General features: G+C 60.5%; 20 protein-coding genes and 2 pseudogenes. 10 read left to right on the top strand and 12 right to left on the bottom strand.

Annotation, left to right across the window (positions count from 1 at the left end; all coding sequences use genetic code 11):
* Positions 1-300 precede the first annotated feature (300 nt).
* From Atep_RS15670 to trfA, 4 genes are all read left to right on the top strand, one after another.
* Positions 301-960: a ProQ/FINO family protein gene (locus tag Atep_RS15670; RefSeq protein ID WP_213382237.1), complete on the top strand. Its 660-nt coding sequence runs from the start codon at positions 301-303 to the stop codon at positions 958-960.
* 111 nt (positions 961-1,071) lie between these two features.
* Positions 1,072-1,713, top strand: a complete 642-nt coding sequence (locus Atep_RS15665; protein ID WP_213382235.1) for a ParA family protein — start codon at positions 1,072-1,074, stop codon at positions 1,711-1,713.
* 110 nt (positions 1,714-1,823) lie between these two features.
* Positions 1,824-1,997 carry a hypothetical protein gene (locus Atep_RS15660; protein WP_213382233.1) on the top strand — a complete coding sequence of 58 codons (174 nt, stop codon included), beginning with the start codon at positions 1,824-1,826 and terminating at the stop codon, positions 1,995-1,997.
* Between the two features lie 195 nt (positions 1,998-2,192).
* Entirely contained in the window at positions 2,193-3,176 is a 984-nt protein-coding gene (trfA, locus tag Atep_RS15655) for a plasmid replication initiator TrfA (RefSeq protein ID WP_236786868.1), read from the top strand.
* Between the two features lie 396 nt (positions 3,177-3,572).
* Here trfA and Atep_RS15650 read toward each other — a convergent pair whose 3' ends face one another.
* On the bottom strand, positions 3,573-5,201 hold the full coding sequence (locus Atep_RS15650) for an IS66 family transposase (protein ID WP_213381806.1): 1,629 nt from the start codon (positions 5,199-5,201) through the stop codon (positions 3,573-3,575).
* Positions 5,202-5,559: 358 nt separating this feature from the next.
* Here Atep_RS15650 and Atep_RS15645 point away from each other — a divergent pair, with 358 nt between their 5' ends.
* Positions 5,560-5,859: a YebG family protein gene (locus tag Atep_RS15645; RefSeq protein WP_213382231.1), complete on the top strand. Its 300-nt coding sequence runs from the start codon at positions 5,560-5,562 to the stop codon at positions 5,857-5,859.
* 254 nt (positions 5,860-6,113) lie between these two features.
* The gene (locus tag Atep_RS15640) at positions 6,114-6,398 is read left to right on the top strand and encodes an ATP dependent RNA helicase (protein ID WP_213382229.1); all 285 of its coding nucleotides are present in this window, start codon (positions 6,114-6,116) and stop codon (positions 6,396-6,398) included.
* Positions 6,399-6,663: 265 nt separating this feature from the next.
* Here Atep_RS15640 and Atep_RS15635 read toward each other — a convergent pair whose 3' ends face one another.
* From Atep_RS15635 to Atep_RS15620, 4 genes are all read right to left on the bottom strand, one after another.
* Positions 6,664-7,620, bottom strand: a complete 957-nt coding sequence (locus Atep_RS15635; RefSeq protein ID WP_213382227.1) for an ADP-ribosylglycohydrolase family protein — start codon at positions 7,618-7,620, stop codon at positions 6,664-6,666.
* 35 nt (positions 7,621-7,655) lie between these two features.
* The gene (locus Atep_RS15630; RefSeq protein ID WP_213382212.1) at positions 7,656-8,117 is read right to left on the bottom strand and encodes a hypothetical protein; all 462 of its coding nucleotides are present in this window, start codon (positions 8,115-8,117) and stop codon (positions 7,656-7,658) included.
* 221 nt (positions 8,118-8,338) lie between these two features.
* Complete coding sequence (locus tag Atep_RS15625; RefSeq protein ID WP_213382209.1) at positions 8,339-9,490, bottom strand: RNA-guided endonuclease InsQ/TnpB family protein; 1,152 nt, start codon at positions 9,488-9,490, stop codon at positions 8,339-8,341.
* A gap of 504 nt (positions 9,491-9,994) precedes the next feature.
* Positions 9,995-11,329 carry an RNA-guided endonuclease TnpB family protein gene (locus Atep_RS15620; RefSeq protein ID WP_236786832.1) on the bottom strand — a complete coding sequence of 445 codons (1,335 nt, stop codon included), beginning with the start codon at positions 11,327-11,329 and terminating at the stop codon, positions 9,995-9,997.
* A gap of 17 nt (positions 11,330-11,346) precedes the next feature.
* Here Atep_RS15620 and tnpA point away from each other — a divergent pair, with 17 nt between their 5' ends.
* On the top strand, positions 11,347-11,790 hold the full coding sequence (tnpA, locus tag Atep_RS15615; protein ID WP_419467517.1) for an IS200/IS605 family transposase: 444 nt from the start codon (positions 11,347-11,349) through the stop codon (positions 11,788-11,790).
* Between the two features lie 477 nt (positions 11,791-12,267).
* Positions 12,268-13,494 carry a tyrosine-type recombinase/integrase gene (locus Atep_RS15610; RefSeq protein ID WP_213382205.1) on the top strand — a complete coding sequence of 409 codons (1,227 nt, stop codon included), beginning with the start codon at positions 12,268-12,270 and terminating at the stop codon, positions 13,492-13,494.
* A 131-nt stretch (positions 13,495-13,625) separates the two neighbouring features.
* Here the strand turns inward: Atep_RS15610 and Atep_RS15605 are convergent.
* The 4 genes and pseudogenes from Atep_RS15605 to Atep_RS15590 form a co-directional block, all read right to left on the bottom strand.
* Positions 13,626-14,017 (bottom strand): annotated as a pseudogene (locus Atep_RS15605) (type II toxin-antitoxin system VapC family toxin); the annotation flags it as partial.
* Positions 14,014-15,045 (bottom strand): DNA-binding protein, encoded by a 1,032-nt coding sequence (locus Atep_RS15600; protein WP_213382198.1) that lies wholly within the window; start codon positions 15,043-15,045, stop codon positions 14,014-14,016. The gene Atep_RS15600 and the pseudogene Atep_RS15605, both read right to left, overlap by 4 nt.
* Positions 15,008-16,381 (bottom strand): type II toxin-antitoxin system HipA family toxin YjjJ, encoded by a 1,374-nt coding sequence (yjjJ, locus tag Atep_RS15595; RefSeq protein ID WP_213382189.1) that lies wholly within the window; start codon positions 16,379-16,381, stop codon positions 15,008-15,010. The genes Atep_RS15600 and yjjJ overlap by 38 nt, the downstream gene beginning before the upstream one ends.
* Before the next feature lie 96 nt (positions 16,382-16,477).
* Positions 16,478-17,662 carry an ATP-binding protein gene (locus Atep_RS15590; RefSeq protein WP_213382185.1) on the bottom strand — a complete coding sequence of 395 codons (1,185 nt, stop codon included), beginning with the start codon at positions 17,660-17,662 and terminating at the stop codon, positions 16,478-16,480.
* A 123-nt stretch (positions 17,663-17,785) separates the two neighbouring features.
* Here Atep_RS15590 and Atep_RS15585 point away from each other — a divergent pair.
* A pseudogene (locus tag Atep_RS15585) lies at positions 17,786-18,031 on the top strand (RNA-guided endonuclease InsQ/TnpB family protein); the annotation flags it as partial.
* A 141-nt stretch (positions 18,032-18,172) separates the two neighbouring features.
* Here the strand turns inward: Atep_RS15585 and Atep_RS15580 are convergent.
* Positions 18,173-18,502: an H-NS histone family protein gene (locus Atep_RS15580; protein ID WP_213382182.1), complete on the bottom strand. Its 330-nt coding sequence runs from the start codon at positions 18,500-18,502 to the stop codon at positions 18,173-18,175.
* A gap of 333 nt (positions 18,503-18,835) precedes the next feature.
* On the bottom strand, positions 18,836-19,843 hold the full coding sequence (locus tag Atep_RS15575; RefSeq protein ID WP_213382170.1) for a S49 family peptidase: 1,008 nt from the start codon (positions 19,841-19,843) through the stop codon (positions 18,836-18,838).
* A gap of 97 nt (positions 19,844-19,940) precedes the next feature.
* Between Atep_RS15575 and Atep_RS15570 the strand changes: the two genes are divergently transcribed.
* Entirely contained in the window at positions 19,941-20,219 is a 279-nt protein-coding gene (locus Atep_RS15570; RefSeq protein ID WP_213382167.1) for a hypothetical protein, read from the top strand.
* A 227-nt stretch (positions 20,220-20,446) separates the two neighbouring features.
* Here the strand turns inward: Atep_RS15570 and Atep_RS15565 are convergent, their stop codons facing one another.
* Positions 20,447-21,046, bottom strand: coding sequence for a hypothetical protein (locus Atep_RS15565; protein WP_213382163.1), 600 nt, complete (start codon positions 21,044-21,046; stop codon positions 20,447-20,449).
* Between the last annotated feature and the right edge of the window lie 556 nt (positions 21,047-21,602).

Raw genomic sequence — 21,602 nt, 5'->3', positions numbered from 1 at the left:
CTAGCTTTAAGAAAAAACCCCATCACTGAACCTCCCCACGGCTAAAGCCGAGGGGTTCTGGGGGCGAATCCAACGGGGTCTCCAGGCCCAACGGGCGCCTGGCCGTGACCGTCGGCAAGCCCCCTTCGATGCGCGATCGGCTGTCAAAGACCGACGGGGCGTGGGGGACGAGTCTAGCCGCCGCGCCTAAACGAGCGTCGCTGTCTGTCGGAGCGGCAGTCTCGCGTATTTGGCGCTTAACAAATCTATGTTCTATCTTTAAGATAGCTATTTCGCATCTATCATTGTGCTTGCAAGCATATGCCCGAAACGAAAGCGTCGGAACGCAAAAAATCGCGACCACCCCTGCTCGATCTCGCCGACCTATATCCAGCCTGTTTCGACTGGAAGAAGCCCCAGCCGCTCAAAATTGGGCTTTTCGACGACCTGGTCGAGGTGGGGCACGACCCCCAACAGGTCCGCCATACCTTGTCGGTCTACTGCTCGCGCGTGCGCTACCTAAAAAGTCTGCGACCAGATACCCCTCGGGTCGATCTCCAGGGCCAACCCGCCGGAAGTGTCACGGCGGAGGCCTCTGAGCACGCGAAAGCCCGACTCGAAAAAAGGTGGAACCCGCCTGCAAAAACGACGGCGCCGGTTCCCGAGCTTCCCATCGACGCCCCACTGACCGAGGACAACATCGTGCCTGGCCGACTCGAACTGACCGTTAAATTTTCCGAAATCCCCAAGCCGATGCCTGTCAAAAGCGGCATGAAAATCGGCATCCAGACCGAGAGCGCCCTGGTCGTGGCCACGCTGCCTCCGAAAGCCTGGAAGAAATTGGAGAAGGCCAAGGCGGACTGGCCCCAGTGGGTCGCCTCACTGACCGGCAAGCTTGGAACGCGCGTCGGGGCCGACGGGCCGGATGTCGTGGTGCTCGAAAACCCGGCGATCCAGGTTTTTGAGAAAAAGACCAATTGACATCCTCCCCGGCCTGAAGGCCGGAAGCAGCGGACGCCGATTTATCTATCGGTTTGATAGCTATCTTGATGCTAGAATAAGGATTGCAAAAATCTTTTTGCGGAGAAACTGATGACCATTTATGCCGTCGTGAACTCGAAAGGCGGCGTGGGCAAGACCACGATCGCCGTGCATCTGGCAACGCTGTTTGCCCAAAACAGCCGCACGCTCCTCATTGATGGCGATCCGCAGGGGAGCGCGGCGTCCTGGGCTGCGTGGCGTCGCGATTACGCTCCTGAGGCTCCGTCGCCCACAACAACCTGCCTGCACGAAAAGGCCATCCTGAACGAGGGGCGCCCCCTTGCCAAAGGATTCGAGCAGGCTGTGGTCGACGCGGGCGGGCGCGACACGGCCGGCCTACGCTCGGCTCTCCTGCTTGCACAGCGCGCGATCATCCCTGTCGGGGCGTCGCAGTTGGATGCGGCTGCTCTTACCGACATCCTGACGCTCGTCGATATGGCCCGTGACTACAACCCCGATCTGGAAGTGCGGGTTTTGCTCAACCGCATTGACCCGCGCACGCGCGACACAACCGATATGGTCAGCTTTCTGAACGAACAAAAACTGGCGGCGCTCAAGACCATGATCATTGAGCGCGTGGCTTACCGGCGCTCGGTCGGCGACGGCTCGACGGTCGGCGAGTACGGCAGGGACAAGGCTGCTAGTGCTGAGATGCAATCATTATTTGAAGAGGTTAACGGTTCGTGGCAATGAAACCAAAACCGAGCGTTGATGCGTTTCTTGAAGGTGCTAATTCTCGAGCCGACACTACCGCGATCGAGGACACGCCCGCACCGCCTCTCAGTAGCGCTCCAGAGTCAATGATGATCGAAGTCTCCGCACCGGTGCCGGTAGTTCAGAAGATGTTCCGGCTGCGCTGGCATATCGCCACGGCGCTCAAAGCGGAAGCGAGTCGCGAATCGTCTCGTGAAGGGCGGCGCGTCACGGAAACCGAGATCGTCGAGCGGTTGCTCAAAAAATACCTGAAAATTCAATGAGGGCACCGGGATGGGCGTTGGTCTACAGGCGTCTTGACCTCCTGAATGGCGACTCCAGCCGGCAGGATGCCCGAATACGATGCGGCGTGGCAACGCCACGTATCAGCGCGCGTCATCTCGGTTCGCCCGGTCGGTATCCATCGGGTATGATCGGGGAGGAAAAAACACACGTCATGGCGCCTGGAGGACCATAGGATGGCTCGCCGACCTCAGACCCTGCCGGAGTCTCCATCCGGCCCCAACACAGCCCCGGAACAGTCGCCGGCCCATGACCCGTCGACGGCGCCGAGCAAGCCGACAGGACGCGCGAAAGAGTCGATGCTGGGCACGCTTGCGCGACTCGAAGCCCTCAGCGCCGAGCGCGCCAAGAAGCGCCAATTGGAAGAGACGGCCAAGATCCTCCAGTTGCCGCTACCGATCTGGCCGGATCAGGTTCGGGGTGTGCCGAATGTGGCGCTGCGTTCAGCATTGTTCGGAGCGATCAAGCGTGGCCCAAGGCGCTACATGGATCGCGAACTCGTCACGAGCCTGGACGGCTACGAGGTGCGCTACACCGGCCCCCGGCTCGATCAAGCCGACCTGGATGTCTGGGAACAATGCCTGCACCTTGCACGTCAGGGCGGTGTCGGCTGTCGTATCCATTTCACCGCACACAGCTTTCTCAAAAACATCCATCGCTCGACGGGAGGAAAGGACGTCGAATGGCTCAAGAGCGCCTTCAGCCGTCTAGCCTCTGCGGTCATCGAAGCCAAGCACGGCAAGTTCGCCTACTTCGGTCCCATGATCCAGCACGGCGGACGCGATGACGAGACCGGGGAATACTGCATCGAAATGAACCCAGCCATCGTGGCGCTCTACGGCCCGGATGGCTGGAGTCAGATCGACTGGCAGCAACGTCAGCAGCTCAAGCGGCAGCCGCTGGCTCAGTGGCTCCACGGCTTCTACTCAACCCACGCCCAGCCCTTCCCGCTCAAGGTCAAGACCCTGCATCAGCTCTCGGGGAGCGAGAACGGAGCATTGTTCGACTTCCGCCGTCAACTCCGCTTGGCCTTGGACAAGGTTTCCGAGGCAACAGGTTGGACGTGGCGTATCGACGAAAACGACCTCGTTCTCATCTTCAAGACGCCAACGCCAAGTCAGGCAAAACATCTCGCCCGACGCTCGAAGAAGAAAGACTGATCTCCCGACCAAGATCAGGTTTCGGCCGGTCAACGCATGGGATAGAACCCATGGTTGGCTGGCCTTGGCACCATGTCAGACATGGGATAGAACCCATGCCTCTCGCTCTTGTCCAGCCATTTTCAAGTCACACGGGACGGAAATAAGCCGCTGAGTCTTCATGAGGTGGGACGTTGGGCTATCTGTCGGGCACGGGATAGAACCCATGGTGGCACGGGATAGAACCCATGGTGGCACGGGATAAAACCCATGGTGGCACGGGATAGAACCCATGGTGGCACGGGATAGAACCCATGGTGGCACGGGATAGAACCCATGGTGGCACGGGATAGAACCCATGGTGGCACGGGATAGAACCCATGGTGGCACCGCAAAAATCGGTAACTTCTCAATAACTCACGGCACGCCCTTGGCGGCTAAAGCCCGTTGGCGCACGATCTCGGGCAACGGCGGGATAGCGCCCACCTGCCCAATCCGGTCGTTGAGGTAGTCCCAGAAGGAGATCCCGAGCTTACGACAGGTCTTCTTCAGGCTGGCAAAGGTGTCGCGGCAGCGGCGTCCCAGATCACTGCGGGTTCCGCCACTGATCTTGCGCCATTTGACGTAGCTGCGGATGTCGTTCTCGCTACCGTTGGTGTGTAGCGGGATGTCGGGGCGCAGGAGTACGAGAAGGAGTTCTTGCTGATGGGCCTTGAGGCGCTTGAGGAGCGCATTGAGCGTGGCCCAAGAGGTTTTCTGGGTGAACAGGGCCTTGAAGCGGGCGCGTAGGCCGGCGATGGCGTCGGGATCGGGGTCGCACCGGTACGCCTTGAGGTCGGCGTAGAGCGCCCAGAGTTGGGCGCGCACCCGCTGCTGATCCTGGCGGTGGCGCTCATTGAGTGGGATGAGCGTATGAATCCGGCGTTCGGCGTGCACCCAGCACAGGGCATGGAGCAGGATGGCGAACTGTCCGGCGCCATCGCTGACGATGACCAACTCGCGTGAGAGCCCTTTGGCCAGGACGCCGCCGAGCAAGGCCCCTTCTGTAGCGATGCGCTGATGGCGCTCCTGGGTGATACCCAGGGTCTGAAGATGGGCCTCCCAAGCGGTGGTCGTCGTCAGTTCCAGGATCGGCGGTGCCATCAGCGCCCGGCACATGGCCTGAGGCAGACCTTGGGCGCGCCAATAGGCCAGGGCCTCGTCATTGAGGCTGTAGAACGGCTCACCGGCTTGCAGCAGGCGCCGGAAATTGATCCGGCTCTTGCTTTCGCTGCTGGAGAACCAGGCGAAGAAGTCATTGCCGATGTGGGTGACGTAGCCGTTGCGCCCCTGATGGCGCGCCCCGGAGTCATCGACCGTGACGTAGGAGCTGACCTCCAGCCCCACCTCCAGGAGCTGGTCCTTTTCGGCGAAGAAGACGTCGTTGCGACCGCTGAGCAGGGCGTCGATCTGACCGACGGAGATGTCGATTCCCCACTCCAGGAGTTGCTCGCGCAACAACGGCTGGGTGACATGGCACTGATGGTATTGGTAGAGTACATAGGCGCGCAAACCCGCCCCGAAATGACTCCCCTGCACCGTGGCCGGGAGCTCTCCGCACAACCACTCTCCCTCCGGCGTCTGCCACACTTCCAAACGATAGCGCGTGTTGTGCGCCCCAATGTGCAGATCCTGAACGATGAAATCCCGGTAGCCCTTGAAGCGCGCCGTCGCCGGCACCTCTTCGCGCGGCGCGATCGGACAGTCTTCGTGAATGATCAGCTCTTGGGTCTTGGCCCGTTTGCTCGAACCGGCCCGACGTGGCTTCTCCTCACCGCCCTCTTCGCCTCCCCCCGCGCCCTGGCCTGACCCCTCCATCCCACTGGGCTTGAATACGGGACGCGCCTTCTCTCCCTTCAGGATCGCGATCTCATCGCGCAACTGTTGGATCTGCTCCGCTTGCCGCTGGTTGGCTTCCATCAGCGCTTCGATCAGACTCAACAACTGCTCCACCAGCGGCGTGCGCTCCGCTTCCGGGATGTCAGGCAGTTGAATCGGTATCGGCATGGGGCGGTGGGTGATGGTTGGTCGCTGGATCAGGGGATGACGCCTACTGTAACGGATCTCGTCAGACAACGCCGCCATGACTTATTGAGAAGTTACAAAAATCGAACTTAAAATATTGAAATAAAAGAACTTTTTTTGATGCCCAAAATCGCCTAATCTTCTTTTAATCTATTTTTAATCCCTTCCTAATCTATTGGGCGCGTCCCAAGCACCGAGCACATGGGTGCCGGACATCGTGGCACTCAGGCTGCATCCAGCGGATGCCAGTCGGCAAAACAGGGCGGGGAGAACCAGGGGCGGAACCCTGAGCGCTATACTCCCCAACCCAGACCACTGATGGCCAAAACAGGGCCACACCATGATCGAGATCGAATACATCGTCCGTGACCGCCGGGGAGTGGAACGCTTGCGCACCGCCGACAAGAAGGCCGCCGAAGCCTATGACCGGATCCTGGAGAACGCCGAGCGGCTGGCCGACTGGCTGCGCGCCGGATCGGTGTTGCCGAACCTGCCCGATGAAGACCTGGAAACGCTGACGGTGCACCTAGCGCGTCATGCGCGCGAGGTCGAGTTGATCCTCAAAGGCAAGCCGGTGGAGTCCGGGCCGGATCCGGTGGTGAACGAACCGTCACCCAGGGTGACGAATGGCGTTCATTAGAGCGTACATCCATGCACGTTCGCATTGCGAAATATCAGGGTATTAAAGTCGGAAATAGATCGCTACTGCCACAATGTTGAGCGCATGAGGCGGTGATCTGGGTCTGAGCGTTCTGAGCCGTGTGTGCCGACTGCTTGACAGGGGGCATCTTTGGTATAAAATGAGAATCATTATCAAATAGACCCGCCAGCCACTCCAGATCGGATCGCCAAGCCGGGTGTTTCCTCAACCGCTCATCTCGGGAGAAACACACCATGTCCGCCCTGACGCACCACCTGGAACTCGACGACCTCACGCGCCTGGAAGCCTCGCACCTGCGCCGACGGCTTGCCGATCTCATTCATCAGTATGTCCGCGATCGCTCGGTCGCGCTGGCCGAGACCATCCTGTGCCATATCGACGCCCTGTGCCTGCACCCCACCGATTGTCGGGAACCCGATCAGCTGTGCGCCTATCGTCGGCTGGCCTGTCACTGGCGCTGCCTCGCCGAGGTGCAGCGTCTGCGCGAGCAACAGGGTGATTCGGGTTGGCAGCCTTGACGGGATGGATCAGGTGCCATTCATGAAGACACAGGGGTTGGCGATGACTTCGAGACAGTTTCAGACGTCCGCGATCCGACGCCGGCCATTCTGGGGGCCGGCGGTGAGCACGGGTTTCGTTCCACCGCTGTTGCTCATTGGTGTGGTTCTCGGCGGGTTCTTCTGGTCCGTACCGCCTGTGCCCTAGCCGGCTGAGCAAAGGGCGGAGCGTTCGACGGTCCTGTGACGGTGCCCGGCGATGGCATCATGGGTGTCGACCCTGGCTTCAATCCGTCGCCGCCAGATCCAGTAGCCCATCGGCCAGGCGGGCGATCGACTCGGCGTGGGTCAGTCGGGCGCGCCAGGGCGCGGGAATCGCCGCCACGCCATAGTAGGCGCCGGCCAACTGGCCATAGATGGCCCCGGTGGTATCGGCATCCTCGCCCAGATTGACCGCCTTGAGCGCCCCGTCCGCAAAAGTGTCGCTGGTGTGGAAGGCCCACAGCGCCGCTTCGAGCGCCTGGACCACATAGCCGGTGCCCCGGATGGCCGGGGGATGGCGCTCCTTGAAGGAACCGGCGGCGATCGTGGCGATGGCCGGGGCCAGGGGTGTTTGGTTCCAGTCGACGCCCACGGGGGCGAAGTGCGGGGCGAGCAGCACAGGCTTCTCCACGCCCTGGAGGGCGCCGATGAGCAGTCCGGCATAGTAGCGGCAGGCATCGACCGCCTCGTCCGCTCCATGGGTGGTGCGCGACATCCGCCCGGCCTGTTCCACGGCGGCGACCGGATCACGGGCGAAGGCCAGTGGGATCGGGGCCAGACGCATCAGCGAGCCGTTGCCGGCGGTGTGGGGATCGGTCACGCCGGCGAAGGGATCGCCGGTGTCGATGAAGCGGTTCAGGGCACCGGCCACGGTGTTGCCGATGTCGAAGCAGCGCCCGGTACTGCTCCAATAGCCCTCGTCCCGCCAGCGCCGGTAGCGGCGCATCTGATCGGCGGCATCGAAGCCCCGGCATTCGATCAGGCTCTCGGCCAGACACAGCGCCATCGAGGTGTCATCGGTCCACTGGCCGGGGGCGAGCCGGAAGGGACCGCCGCCGACCATGTCCGTGATCGGCTCGAAGGTGCCGGGACGGGTGAACTCCAGCGTGGTGCCGAGCGCATCGCCGGCGGCCAGTCCCAGCAGGGCCCCGTGATAGCGAGCGCGGAGTGAGGGCGTACCTGAAGCCTTGTCAGTGCACATGGGGATGTCCTCGATGGTCCGGTCAGCCGGATCGGCTAGCGATAGAACAGCGACACGATCGTCTGACCCGGTGCGCCGGAGCCGCCGGGGACATAGTGGAGCGAAGCAGCGCGATAGTCGGGCCACTCCCAGCCATAGACCGATTGGCGTCGATCCTGACTGTGCGGTGGTCCGAGTACGCGCGAGACGGTCGGGAGCAGGGCGCGGGTCTGATCCGGGCCGGGGATCCGGAGCAGGAGCGAGGCGACACGCGGACTGTCGGGATGGGTCTCGACCTGGAGGGTGACGGCGCCATACTGCCCCTCGAAGAGCGCGCATCCGGGATTCATGGGTGCGACAGGGTGCAGATAGTCCAGGCGCGGCACCGGCTGATCCTGGCGAATGTCGTCGAGGATCCGCGCGACCTCGGCGATGGGATCGGCCTGAACGGTCCCGAACATCAGGAGCATGAGCAGCAGGCTCCACAGCGCCCCGCGTGACAGTGTCGTGAATGGCATGGTTCTGTTCTCCAGTGGTTTAGTCGTGATCGCAACGTCTCAGTCGCCCGAGCCGGTCAGATCGTCTTGATCACGCATCAGCCGCGACAGCAACCGTCCGCGCACCGCCCGCCACGCCAGCCAGGACAGATATCCCAGCGCCACTAGGCTGAAGCCGATTGACCTCCTCCCCGCCCTAAAGGACGGGGATTCCGTCCGGGGCGGAGAAGTTGCGGTTCTAGCTACATCACCGCTTTCGCGGTGATTTCGCGTACCCGCTTTGGGGCCGGGTCATGCGGCCCGCCCAGTGGAGCCTCAAGAACCACTGGGCAGCACAGCCCATACCAGTCGCGGACGTTTTGCGCCGCGTTGGCATCGGCGTGCGCCTGGTGTCCGCAGCGTGTGCAGACATAGGCGTGTTTGCGCCGCTCATTGAGGGCGCCGCAGTGATGACAGGTCTTGGAGGTATAGTGCGGACGCACGGCGTCCACCGCCACGCCGGCCTGCATCGCTTTGTAGCGGATGAAGGTTTCCAGCTGATAGAACGGCCAGTAGTCGCGGTTGTGTCCGGCATCGCGCTTGGCGGCTTTAGACTGTTTGGAGGATTGGCGAATCCCGGACAGGTCTTCCAAGCGAATCCCGGCCTCCAGTCGTTGGGCCAACTCGACCAATTCACGGCTGATGCAGTGGTTGATATGGGTGACGATGCGCCGTTCGCGCGACTCCAGTTTCCTGACCGCCTGATGTTTACCCCGTTTCTGAAGCCGCGCGCGCCGTTGGGCATAGACGCGCCGCACATGACGGATGCGCGCCGCTTTCCAGAACACCACGGGACCATCCGGCGTAGCGGCCACAACGGGAATATTCTGCCCCCGGTCGATCCCGATCCAGCGCCCGGTCTCTGTGGCGTCGGGAACCTCCATCGACACCGAGAGACAGGCTGACCAGATCCCTTTTTTGGAGCGCACCAGTTTCAGACTTCCCGCTTTGGCTCGACCATCGAGCACCGCCTCCAGCCACGCCTGGTGGGAGGCCATATGCACCTCCAGCGGTACGCGCTTTTTGACGCCGCGCACCAGGCCAAATCCGAGACTGAAGGTCTCGCCGACCCGATGCAGTGTCCAATTCTGGTTATTGGTCTCTAGTGGTAGCCGCCGGAAATGTTTGATCGGCGTGCGGGCGTTGGCATTGCGGATGGTCTGGTTGATCCACGCCGAGCCGATGTCGAGGTGGGCAAACGCCTTGGAGGTCAAGGCGCGTCGTTCGGCTTTAGGGAGGGCGAGGATCTGATTGGCGACCTCGGTATTGAGTTGCTGCAACCGCTCGAACTGCTCCATCTTGGCTTGATTAAGCCGCAGGAACGGAAGCTTGAGTGTTTTGGTGAGTGTCGCCATGCCTTAAAGGATAAAGTATCTTGCAAGTCATTGCAAGATAGCCCCTGAGTCGGCTCAAGGCCCACTCAGGGACGCGCTATCCATCCCCGCCCTGAACGGCGGGGCTTTTCGCGCAAGACGGGTAACCCTACTATAGCTATCTTATATCTAGCTTTAAGAAAAAAACCCCATCACTGAACCTCCCCACGGCTAAAGCCGAGGGGTTCTGGGGGGCGGCGCGTGGCCTGACCCGGTGCGCGGCAAGCCCCGCCGTTCAGGGCGGGGAAGGATAGCTCCGGCCTTCAGGCCGGGGAGGATGTCAAGGCCGCGCCGGGCTCGCCGAGGCCTCGGCGAGCCGGGGGCTCGGCGAGAAGGCCCCTAAAGCTTCCGAGCGAACGGTGCGCGGTCCGGGTTATAGAGGTGTCGGATTCAATCAGCACCTGCCCTGGAGCTTGCAGCGGCCAGCGGCAGCGCAATCGACGCCTACCAGCGGCATTACCGTGACGTGGTGAATACTCCCGCGCATCATGCGGCGCATTGATGCGGGGCTTCAAGCTCTCGCAACCAAAGCGTTGAGAGCGTGACCGGTATTCTCGGTTTGCCAGGGGAACGTCTGTCCTCTGACAACTGCCCGTCCTTGCGGCGGGTCAGTTTGTTTTTCCAGGCCCAATAGCGGGCGCCGATGTTGTAGCTGGCGTTGAGATCAGCGCTGTACTGCTTGCCATTGGCAAAGGTTGCCCGTTCGTATTGCTGGGTATCGCGTTGAACGCGGCCCGAGCCGTCGAAGGCCCAGGATGAGGTGCCGCGCGCATAGACGTAGACGATCCGCCCACCGGCCTCGGTCATCTTCTGCTCGATCAGCGTGGCGAGTCGACGATGGAGCCACTGATGGAAGCGCTGACGCAGGCCCGAGCGTTTCTTGCCCGCCTTAGGACGCCAGCCTTTCAGATCTTCCAGCACAATCACGTCAGCGCCATGCTCCAACGCAAAATTCACCACGCGCCGCGAGGTCTGCTGGGCGATCTGCTCGTTGATGTGCTGGGCCTTGCGATACCAGGTTCGCGCGAAGCCCTTGGAGAGCTTGGCGGTTTTGCGCGCTTTGTTGCGGATGATCCGGGCGCGCTTGTCACGACGGTCTATATCTGCGGCGGGGTGGAAAAAACCGCGCGCCGAGACAGTGCCGTTTTGCGAAACAAGGCTGGCTGTTGCCAGCGTATTGATCCCCACATCCACCGCGCAGACGCGCCCGTGATCGGGGAGTCGTGGCGGTGTGACATTGACCGGGACCGCCAGGTGATAGTCCCGATTGAGCACGAGCGTTGGCGATTTAACGACGCCCGTGTGGTGGCGCTGGCGGACCGACTTGATGGCCACGTCATGCCAGAGCCACTCCTTGCCATTCCACAGTTTCAAGGTGGCGGTGGTGAAATCGGTATCGAACTTCACCAATTGTCCCCGGTACAGCACCGGATAGCACTGAGCAACCGGGTTGAATCGTGGCGGACGGGCTTGGCGGTGTTTACGCTCGCCGCCTTGCCAGGCTTGATAGCGGCTCAGGTAGCTCGACACCTGGCCCTTGACGAACTCGATGGCGGCGCGGCGTAAATAGGACGGGAACTTGTAGAAGCGCTTGGCGAAATAGTGATGACGCGGGTTTGGGTGCAGCTTCGTGGGATGGATGAGCCGTTCGACGGCGGCGGCAAAGCTGGGCGCAGCGTGGAGTTCCGGCCAGTTATTCAACACCACGATCGAGAGCGCACGGCAAAACTGACGGTATTCCGCCAGCGTCAGCCGCATCAGATGCCGCTGATACGAGGTGGCTTGCAGGGGCCACTTATCCGTGCGTATCATGGTTTCCATGATTCATATCGTAGGTGATGTCGATGGATAGATCAAGCCTTAGAACCAGCAACCACAGTGCTTACAGGCTTTATTATCATCTAGTGCTGTCAATGAAGTATCGGCACAAATGTCTGACGGCGCCGATGCTCGCACGGCTCGAAGAGATCCTGCGTGACCTGCTGACCAAATGGGGGTGTCAGATGGTCGAATTCGGTGGCGAGGCCGACCACGTGCATCTGCTGTTCGAGGCTCCGCCCACGGTCAAGCTCTCCGATCTGGTCAAGAACCTGAAGTCCGTCACCGCCCGCCGGATGCGCAAGGAGTTCGCCCAAGAACTCGCGCCGTATTACTGGAAGCCCTATTTCTGGAACCGTGCCTATGCCCTGATCAGTGTGGGCGGGCGTGCCAACATCGATACGCTGCTGCGCTATATCGAAAACCAGGATGACCCTCGCAAGCTCGGGCCGCCGCTTGACTGACGCATCACGCTTCGCGTCGATGCGCAGGATGCGCGGCAAATTTGCTCAAACGGCTGTTTTCTTAATTATCGAAATAGGACGTGAGCACATCAATGGACGCCCCTGTATCTAGCTTAAAACAAATCAAGCTCAGGCGCAATCGCGGCGCTTGCTTTGTTTGCTTTGAATTATTTTTACCTCAAAATTAGACCTGATTAGTTACGAAGCTCAGCACATTCACGCTCACTGTAATTCATTGTTTTTATGAAATTATTTTCAGCCATCTGAGTTTGTGCCAGGTACGCTGGTCGTCTGCGCTGACTTGGAGGCCGCGCTTAGGTGGTCAGAGATTGACCGGGCAAGAGAAAACAAAAACTTGGCCTGAGAGTTCTCGCACCGCAGTGCTGAGCTTCGTAACTAATCAGGAAATTAGATTTGATTTTTCGCGGGACTTTCGTGAGGATAATCACAGCCGCCCAGCACACCGAGCTATACCTCATGCCTAAGCGTATTGCCACCAATCATTCAGAACCGCGTAACTCAATACGCAACGCTTCTTTCTCTCGTGCGCTTGAGGTCGAAGACGATCTGTCATGTACGCGCCCTCTGTCGCTTGCTCAAAACCACGCCCCCCGTTTGCCCGCCGGCCTGGTCGAACCATTGTTCGCCCCGGACGGTTGGATGCAAGCACCCTCCCCGATTGTGGCCGGCGCCCTGGCCGCCGCCGCGCCCAACACGCGCAAAGCCTGGGCCGCAGACTGGGCTGTGTTTCGAGAGTGGTGCCTGGGCCCGGCGGCCAGGCATGTCCCTGAGCGTCACGCGCGCGTGACCCTCCCCGTCTCCCCACATTTGCTGGCCTGTTTTCTGACCGATCAGCGTTCCGGCGTCGGCACCGAAGATGGCGATCGGCGCTCGATCAACAGTCTGCGCCGCTACTTGAGCACGATTGCCACGCTGCATCGTCTCCTGGAACTGCCCTCGCCGACAGATCATCCGCTGGTGAAAAACACATTGAAGTCGTTGGTACGCGGCAGCGGGGGCGCGAAACAGGCGGCAGCGGTGCGCTGGTCGCATGTTTCAGCGATCTTACCCTTGCTTCCGGACACCCTGTCCGGCTGGCGGGATCGGGCGCTGCTGGTGATCGGGCACAATACCCTGGCGCGTCGCGCCGAACTGGTTGCGCTTAATGTGGAGGATGTCCAGTGGCTGGATGATGGTTCTGCAACGATTGCACTGCGTCCGACAAAAACCGACCTGGAGGCTGATGTCGATGTGCGGTATCTCAGTCCGCCGGCCGCGAAAGTTGTGCGCCTCTGGCTGACACGCAGTCGACTCCAGGATGGGCCACTGTTGACGCGGATACAGCGCAACGGTGAGGCCTGCCTAAAGCGTGCGAATTATGGGCTGCGCTTAACAGATGGTATGGTGAATTTAATCCTAAAAGATGCCATGGGGCGTCTGGCAGAAGCACGAGGGGAATTGGTTCTGCCGGAGGATATGGGAGAAGAAACACGACGAAGCGCGTGGCGCGCTCATGCCAGTTCGGTTTCGGGTCATTCGCTCAGGGTAGGTGCCGCGCAGGATATGGCCGCCGCCGGAATTCCAACGGCTGGAATCCTCCAGGCAGGCGGCTGGAAGGATGTGCGGATGATCAAGCGTTATTTGCGTCATCTTTCAGCGTTGGAAGGTGGAATGGCGCAATGGTGGGCGGCGCAAAGCTGTTGACGGCCAGGCGCCCGTTGGGCCGGTTCATCCCCGCGCACGCGGGGAACACGCCTTTGCTGCGTCGCGCTCTCGCGCCTTGTACGGTTCATCCCCGCGCACGCGGGGAACACGGGGGCACCCCCTGTAGGACTCAGCCGCATCGGTTCGACCAGCGCTTGAGCGACGAGTAAGCGGTCGAACGGGTCTTGGTGGTGTGCGGGCAGAGCCTCGACCGCTGCCGCATGCTCGGCCTCGATGGCCAGGAAGCGATAGCCAGACTCGCGGAAGTAGTCGATAGCTTCCTGGCTCGATACCGGCATGTCGCCCCGGCCAAGCGCGTGCTTGATGGCGATTTCCCACACGCTGGCTGCACTCACCCAGACGATGGATGTCGTTGCCTGAATCAGCGTCCTCGCGTGCGACGGCAATTTGGGACTATCCGTCATGTACCCCACGGCTAAAGCCGGGGGCTTGTAGCTGTACTCGGACAGTCCCTTGTCGTGATCGCCCACAGGGCGACGTGTGTGTCGAGCAGCAGGTTCAAACCGAGTCCCCCAGGAACAGCGGTGCCGGTTTTTTTTCTTTAATGGCCTGCATTTTTTTAGCACTTAACCGAGCGATCTCTGCGCGCAACTGATGCGTCTCGGCGCGTAATTCCTCGCGCTCTTTGTCCCAGCGCTTCTCACGCTCGCGGGCGGCAGACAGTGCTTGGCGCTGATCGTCGATCTGAAGTAGCCAATGCGCTGACTCGGCCTCATGTGTGGCCTGGGTGCGCTCCAGGAGCTCGGTGAGCGTCTTGATCTGCGCCTCACGCTCGGCGAGTGCCGTGCGCCCTGTCTCCAGATCCGCCCGACTCTGATCCAGTGCGGCGGTGAGTTGGGCGCGTTCGCGTTCCTCCTGCGTGCGAAGGTGCTCCAGCTGGGCAATCGTCTGCTTGGCCGTGCCGACAGCCGCCTGCAACTGATCGCGCTCGGTCTCAAGGCGCTTCGCCGCTTCTTTCAATCCCTGCTCGCTGTATTCCAGATCTCTGACTTTGGCGACAAGCTCGGCACCGGTTTCCGTCAGCTGCGCGACGCCGGCCTCGGCGTCGGCCAGACGCTGCGCCAGATCGGCGCGCTCAGTCTCCAGGGCGCGGATGTGCTGGTGGGCGGCGAACAACTCGGCCTGAGCCTGTTGCAGCGCCTGCGCGTGTCGGTCACGCTCGGAAAGCGTCTGATCGCGCTCGCGCTCCAGAGCCTCGCACGCTTGCGTGAGTGTGGCCAGCTGCTGGTCGCGCGCTTCCAGCTGGGCGAGCATCCCGGCGCGCGCTTCATCCCACTGCGCCTGAGCCGTCTGACAAGCCACGTCCCAGAACGCGATCACCGCCATTTGCAGGGATTCCGGCAAACCGGGCAGTTGAAAGCGTTTCGCCGCCTCGGCGATCCAGTCATTCAATCCGGCTTGGATCGCGTTTTGCCCGCCTTTGCCGCCCAGCTTCGCGCGCACGGCCACGACGGTCGGACGCTCGCCGGCGGCGGCCAGTCGGCAGGCGGCTTCAAACGCCGCTTTTCGGGTGTCGCCGTGGGTGCTCATCAATTTTCCTCGCAAGAATCGCCGCATTTTGGCCGGCGATGGCCCTGAAGACCGAACTGAGGCGCGTGTCGGCGGCGGCGCGTTCCCAAAAACAGCACGCGGCCCGGTGAGCGTCCGCCCAGACGTCCTGATCCTCCGGGCGCGGCATCGGCGGTTGAAACACCACCGGCGGCACCTCGCCCGTGCGCGTCGGGGCATAGCGCATCGGCAGCATGTCGTAGGCGGGGGCCAGGGCCAGTCCGGGCACGAACGCCAGATTGCCGTCGTGCATGTCGGTGTTGGCGATGAGCCGGCCGAACCACCACAGACGGCGAAGGCGTTCGAGTTCCGCCTGGGGCAGCCAACCCTGTCGCTGCAAGTCCGCCGCCTTGACCGGCCAGGGTTCGGCGGCGCGTCCGATCAGGGCGGGATTGAGGCCGGCCAGGGTACAGACGGGTGCGCGGCCATGATCTCCGGGGCGATCGAAGCGCTCGACCTCCAGAAAGGTGCGCCCTTCGATTTCGATGAGACGGCTGATCGCTGCCGGTAGCTCCAGCACTTCACGCACCACCTCCAGGGCCAGATGCTCGGCGATGAGCAAATCCGACCAGCGCCGCACAACGGGCGTGGCGTCGGCCCCGGAAAACTTGACGATCACCGACATCGGGCGACCGTCATGCTCGACCAGCGCCGTGAACTTCGGGTACTCGCCGCCGGCCGACGAACCGGGTTCGCCGAAAGCCAAGGCGCGCTCGGCCAGCGCCGGATAGTCGGTGCGGGCGACCGGTCGGCGCTGGGCACGCGCTTCGAGTTCGGCGTCGAAGGCGGCCTCACCCAGAATGAGATCGCCCGGCTGATCGTGTCCCAGCATCGACAACACATGCACCAGATCGGCGTCCGACCAGTCCGACAGACGTTCGCTGACCCCGAGCCGCTGGGCATGGCGATGCGCGAAATGCCGCCCGAGGAATCCCTGCGGCGCCATGTCGTAGAGCATGTACGGCAATCCGTCGAACCAGCCGTCGCCCATGGTCGGATCGAGCGGCCAGGGGCAGGATTCCGCCCACTCCAGAGCGCTGCCTTCAGGCTCGATCAGACTCAGCCGCCCGAGCAGATGCCCGGTCCCCGAGGCATCGAGCCGATAGAGCGGAATCGGCTCCAGCCGTCCGCGTACCGCACGCCGTAGCGCATAGGCCGAGCGGCGCGCCTGACCGAGGCGCACCACCTCGTCCTCCAGACGGCGCACCCAGCGCAACAGGGTGGCACGGTCGACACCGCCCAGGTGTCGGCACAGGTCGCGCGTTGAAACCGGCGGCGCGCGTGTCAGCGCTCGGCGCAGATCGGAGAGGTTGGCCACGAGATCCTTGATGCAACGATGTTTGCAACGATTTTACCGCGTAAGCTTTTAAAAATGAATGTAATTCGATTTTTTTCGCGATTAAATACAACGATTTTAAGTCGTTCTGTCGCCCAAACTGTTGCGGCACGTCGCCATTGACCGCCAGGACCGAATCTCGGTCTGTTCGCGCTGATAGGAGTCCTCCCCGCCATAGATCAGCCACCCCGGTAAGGTCTCATCACCGGCATAGCCCTGCCAGCGATGCAGCGCCTTGAGCCACTCGCGCACGAAGGTCGCACCGGACTTGATCTCAATCGGTTGCAGTCGCGAGCCGGATTCAAACAGCACATCAACCTCGTTCCCTGTGTTGTCGCGCCAGAAATACAGGTCCGGCGGACGTCCGGCATTGAATCGCTGTTTGATCAGTTCGCTGACCACCCAGGTCTCAAATAGCGCCCCGCGCTGTGCATGGATCCCCAGGGTATCGGCCTCACGGATCCCGAGCAGCGCGGCGGCCAGTCCGGTATCCAGGAAATAGAGCTTGGGCGTCTTGACCAGGCGTTTGCCGAAATTGCGGTGATACGGCGGAAGTCGCCAGACCAGATAGCTCGCCTCCAGCACTGTGAGCCATTCACGCGCGGTTGTATGCGAGATCCCGCTGTCGGCCGCTAAGGCTGAGAGGTTGAGCAGCCGGCCGGTGCGCGCCGCGCAGAGCCGCACGAAGCGCTGGAAGAGCGTCAGATCACGGACCTGGAGCAGTTGGCGGACATCGCGTTCCAGATAGGTCGCGATGTAGTTGGGAAACCAATCGCTCGGCGACAGCGGGCGGTCATAGAGCGGCGGATAGCCGCCCTGCCACAACAGCGTGTCGAGGTCCGCCGGCAAGCGTCCGGCAGCCGCCAGTTCCGCGGACGAAAACGGCAGCAACTCCAGACGCCCGACCCGACCGGCCAGCGACTGGCCGATCCGAGCCATCAAACCGAACTGCTGGGAACCGGTCAGGATGAAGTCCCCCATCCGTCGGCGTTCATCGACCACCCCCTGAAGATAGGAAAAGAGCGCTGGGACATGCTGGACCTCATCGATGACCGCTCCCTCGCGAAAGCGCGCCAGGAAGCCGCGCGGGTCGCTGTGTGCAAACTCGCGGTGTTCCGGATCTTCCAGGGACACATAGGGGCGATCGGCGAACAGGGTCCGGGCCAACGTCGTCTTGCCCGACTGTCGGGGGCCGGTGATCGTCAGGATCGGGAAGCCTTGCGCCAGGCGCTTGGCGGTGGTTTGAGCGAGACGTGGAATCATGCGTGGATCTTACAAATTGAATTCGCAAACTTCAATCTGTAAAAGTGTCATTTCCGGCCATAATTTCCGGCCATAGGTGGCGTCATTAGTTCTTCCGCAAGAAACCCCGTCCAGGCCTACAAAGTGGCCCGACTGCATCAGCGGATCGGAAACCAACGTCAGGCGGCGCTCCATGCACTATCCGACACCCTGACCCGCACCTATCAGGTCGTCACGCTCGAAGACCTGAATGTCACCGGAATGACGAAGAACCGCCGTCTCGCCCGCGCCGTGTCGGATGCCGGCTTGGGCAAAATGCGGCGGCAGATCGAATACAAGGCCCAATGGCGCGGCGTGACCGTGGTCATCGCGGATCGATGGTTTCCATCCTCCAAGACCTGTCACGCCTGCGGTCAGATCCATGTATGCGCTGCGTCGAGTGGCCGCCGAAGACGACGATGGGGGCGAGGAGTCGCGCCAAGCCGGCGGATATTGGGGGTGATTGGGAAATTGCTGCGGTTGTCTCGTGCTTCACGCCTCTTCCGCCGCCCCAATCTTGAAGCGTGGATCATCCTTATCGGTCAGCCAAGCAGGGGCTCGACCGCGACCTGTCCAGGTTTTTCCTGTTTCCGGATCACGATAGCGCGGTTCAGCCTGAACCGATTCAGACGCGCCACGGACGCGACCTTTGCGGCCAGTCTTGAAAAGGTCGTCTGCCGTCAAATTAAATGAGTCAATCAGAGACCGCGCCTGCTCAATGGCCTGTTTCCGTGCTTGGCTGCGAAGCTGCTCGATCTTCTCGTCCAGTTCACGACGCTGCTCCATGAGTTCGCGGATCTCTTCTTGTTCTTCGGTACTCAACATTTTTAACCTACAATAGTGCTCAAACCAAAAGAGTGATTATAAAAACACAAAAGAATCAAATTCGCAATAGTCTGACGTTTTTTGAGATCGGCGGATCGACAGTGCACCTCCCCGTGCCGCATCCGGTTTCCGAGTCTTTTTAGATCGATGTGGCACTCAGCAAGCCAACGCGCCTGTACTTTTGCAGCCTATCCGGCTGTTAACCTTGAGGTGATGCAACACTAGGAGCTCCGTCTTTTTTGCGCGCAACCCTTTTTGCGTCGTCTTTCAGAACTATAGAAAAACAGCAACTTAGCAAAGTCTCGCAAAAAGGGTGCGCGCCGTTGGGCCTTAGTGCAGCCATACGAAGCTCGTTGTTAGGCCCAAACTCTCCCGAATCCCAAAACCGACCATCGCGCCCAGTCGGCGGACCATAGAATCAAGCGGGTTGCGCTTTTTTGAGTATTTCACAACCTTGTCTGTGCCAAGCAAGTCCCGCGCAATCTGTGTCGAATTGCTCAGCCCATCGGCCAGCCCGAGTTCGACCGCTTCCTGACCGCTCCAGAACAACCCGCTGAAGAGTTCGTCACCGCCCTTGAGCTTGTCGCCGCGCCCCTGCTTCACGGCATCGATGAACTGAGCGTGCAGCCGGTCGAGCACACCCTGGATGAAGTCCCGCTGTGACGGATCCAGCGGCGAGAAGGGATCGAGGATGCCCTTGTTCACCCCGGCCGTCAGTAGACGCCGCTCGATGCCCAGCTTCTCCATGGTATCCTGGAATCCAAATCCATCCATACGTACGCCAATAGATCCGACAAGGCTTGCCTTGTCTACATAGATGGCATCAGCCGCAACAGCAACATAGTAACCACCCGAAGCGCAGATATCCACAGCGATGGCGTAGACCGGCATCTCCTTACCGTCGTGCTCCTTCTTGTACTTCTCCTTGAGTCGTCGGATTTCGTCATTAATGTAACCGCCTTGAACAAGGCTTCCGCCAGGGCTATTGATGCGCAGAAGGACGCCCTTAACCAGCGGGGACTCAAAGGCAGCGCGCAAAGCAAAAATGATCCGGTCAGCGCTCGCATCTGAATCGGCGTCAATGATTCCGTTGATTTCGACCAGCGCCGCATGATCCTCCGTAGGTGCCGACCTCGGTGCCAAAAATTGCGCTGTGAACGCAAACGTCACAACAGCGTAGATCAAAATCGAGAGCTTGAACAGGGCCGACCAGCGTCGCCGTTTGCGCTGATCATCCAGATATTCGATCACCACGCGATTGATCAGCGCGCGATCCCAATCCTCACTGCCCGGTTCCGGTAGACTGTCGCGGCGTTTGTTCCAAAACTTCCAGTTCATAAAGTAAACTCCAAATTAAATGGGCTAAGGCGCTTTATCGGCGAAGCGTTTTAGGATAACATATTACCAGGATAATATATTATCAGACGGTGCAGCAATGAGCGCGATCAAGCGGATCCACGTGTCAATCGGCAACAAAGCCACAACCATCTCTATGGATGAAACGCTGTTTATGTATCTTGAACAGCGGCTCGCGCGGCTCGATAAGCATTTATCCGTACGTCAGTGGGTGCAATCCCAAATAGATAAAATGTTATCTGATAAGATGTTATCAGAATATGAGCGCGATTCAAGCCTGAGCCGGCGCATCCAGTCCCGCGCCATCCATGTCATCGCTGGACACTCATCTTTTACTGAAACGTCACCGAGGCGGTGAGCGTGGGGGGTGCCCCCCCCACACCCCCCGAAAAGCCGGCGCGGCTCGTGCGCAGCACGCGCCAAGCATTCGATGGGTCGGATCTAACGGCCATGAGTGCCGGTACAGGCTCTGCTGCCCGCTGTCGTCTCAAAATCTAGTGCAACACTACTGAAGGCTCGATGCATCAGATCTTCTACATGATGGCGTGGGTCTATGGATTCCCATTCGATGGGTCCGGCCTCGTATCAGCCAAAAACCTCTTTAGGATCAAGTTGCATCACGCCTTTCTCGTTGATGCTTCCGAGAATCGCCGCAAGGTCATAGATGATCGCTTGTTCGCGATCAGATAAGTGCTGATCTTTCTGCGTCCAGCCCCGGCTGAAGTTTGTGATGTAACCGACGAGCGTTTTTCTGTGCTCGATGAGTTCTTGCGCGATCTCGATAAGATCAAGAACTTCGTCGCGATGTGTCGAGAATCCGCCTTTTGCTCTCACCGCTTTTGTCGGTCTTAACAAGACGCGATAACGCCAGCGACATCTCCCGTTTTTTGTCCCGCCAAGCTTGATCCACTTCACAAGCCGCGGCCGGTACTGATTCGACTCCTCCTCTCTGCGCCTCCACATGATACGGATTCGTCCCGTCGTCGGTGGCTGTGACGCATACAGCAAGCGATCGGTCCACAGCAGTAGCTTGTCAAGCTTTTCAATCCCGTACATTACGTCACTGAGCCGCTGCTCGGAGACCATTTTCAGTTCCTGCCGTGCCGCGCGCGCGCGTTTTTCAAACACAGTGAACGACTCAGAATTCGTGTCATTCGATGGGTTCGTTTCCGTGTCTTTTGTCATCGCTTGAGAGCCTGTGCTGTTGAAATTCGATGGGTCTGCCCCCGCCAGTCGTGCGCCGACCGTACAGATAAAAACGCACTATCCCATTCGATGGGTCCGTCTGGCGTGCTCGCCCGCCGTTCGGTTCGGCCCCGCGCAACGCCCGAGGGAGCGCCATGGGGCATCCTCTACGCGCAGCCAATGCACCCTTCGATGGGTCCGTTCGGATGGCATTCACGCCGTTCCTATGGCGCTCCAACCCCACTTATCCGCGGGGTTCCTGCGGGCTAGGATTTTATAACGGGTAGACGTCGGTGGCGCAAGATTCGTAACGGGTGGACGTCAGTGGCGCAAAGTGATTATTTATAGATGGGGTACGTCGGTGGCGCAAAGGCGGAAAAAGGGGGCGGGGCGGCGAGGCAGGGGGGCGAATGGTGTGGACTGTATACAGTGACACTGGACTGCGGCATGGGACTTCGGTGGTGATTTTCGGCTTCTGAACGTTACAACCGAAAGGTACAATGTGCTGTTGACGGTAGACAAAAATTGATCGATGATCTAGTATCAGTGAGTAAAA

Origin of the sequence: Allochromatium tepidum (genome assembly GCF_018409545.1) — a bacterium.
GTDB classification, from domain to species: domain Bacteria; phylum Pseudomonadota; class Gammaproteobacteria; order Chromatiales; family Chromatiaceae; genus Thermochromatium; species Thermochromatium tepidum_A.
The sequence above is the reverse complement of the archived record's forward strand: the minus strand, read 5'-3'. Positions and strand labels throughout refer to the sequence as shown.

Coding starts and splice junctions, on each gene's coding strand:
- Atep_RS15670 (WP_213382237.1), top strand. CDS start 301: ATGCCCGAAACGAAAGCGTCGGAACGCAAAAAATCGCGACCACCCCTG.
- Atep_RS15665 (WP_213382235.1), top strand. CDS start 1,072: ATGACCATTTATGCCGTCGTGAACTCGAAAGGCGGCGTGGGCAAGACC.
- Atep_RS15660 (WP_213382233.1), top strand. CDS start 1,824: ATGATCGAAGTCTCCGCACCGGTGCCGGTAGTTCAGAAGATGTTCCGG.
- trfA (WP_236786868.1), top strand. CDS start 2,193: ATGGCTCGCCGACCTCAGACCCTGCCGGAGTCTCCATCCGGCCCCAAC.
- Atep_RS15650 (WP_213381806.1), bottom strand. CDS start 5,201: ATGCCGATACCGATTCAACTGCCTGACATCCCGGAAGCGGAGCGCACG.
- Atep_RS15645 (WP_213382231.1), top strand. CDS start 5,560: ATGATCGAGATCGAATACATCGTCCGTGACCGCCGGGGAGTGGAACGC.
- Atep_RS15640 (WP_213382229.1), top strand. CDS start 6,114: ATGTCCGCCCTGACGCACCACCTGGAACTCGACGACCTCACGCGCCTG.
- Atep_RS15635 (WP_213382227.1), bottom strand. CDS start 7,620: ATGTGCACTGACAAGGCTTCAGGTACGCCCTCACTCCGCGCTCGCTAT.
- Atep_RS15630 (WP_213382212.1), bottom strand. CDS start 8,117: ATGCCATTCACGACACTGTCACGCGGGGCGCTGTGGAGCCTGCTGCTC.
- Atep_RS15625 (WP_213382209.1), bottom strand. CDS start 9,490: ATGGCGACACTCACCAAAACACTCAAGCTTCCGTTCCTGCGGCTTAAT.
- Atep_RS15620 (WP_236786832.1), bottom strand. CDS start 11,329: ATGGAAACCATGATACGCACGGATAAGTGGCCCCTGCAAGCCACCTCG.
- tnpA (WP_419467517.1), top strand. CDS start 11,347: ATGTCGATGGATAGATCAAGCCTTAGAACCAGCAACCACAGTGCTTAC.
- Atep_RS15610 (WP_213382205.1), top strand. CDS start 12,268: ATGCCTAAGCGTATTGCCACCAATCATTCAGAACCGCGTAACTCAATA.
- Atep_RS15600 (WP_213382198.1), bottom strand. CDS start 15,045: ATGAGCACCCACGGCGACACCCGAAAAGCGGCGTTTGAAGCCGCCTGC.
- Atep_RS15590 (WP_213382185.1), bottom strand. CDS start 17,662: ATGATTCCACGTCTCGCTCAAACCACCGCCAAGCGCCTGGCGCAAGGC.
- Atep_RS15575 (WP_213382170.1), bottom strand. CDS start 19,843: ATGAACTGGAAGTTTTGGAACAAACGCCGCGACAGTCTACCGGAACCG.
- Atep_RS15570 (WP_213382167.1), top strand. CDS start 19,941: ATGAGCGCGATCAAGCGGATCCACGTGTCAATCGGCAACAAAGCCACA.
- Atep_RS15565 (WP_213382163.1), bottom strand. CDS start 21,046: ATGACAAAAGACACGGAAACGAACCCATCGAATGACACGAATTCTGAG.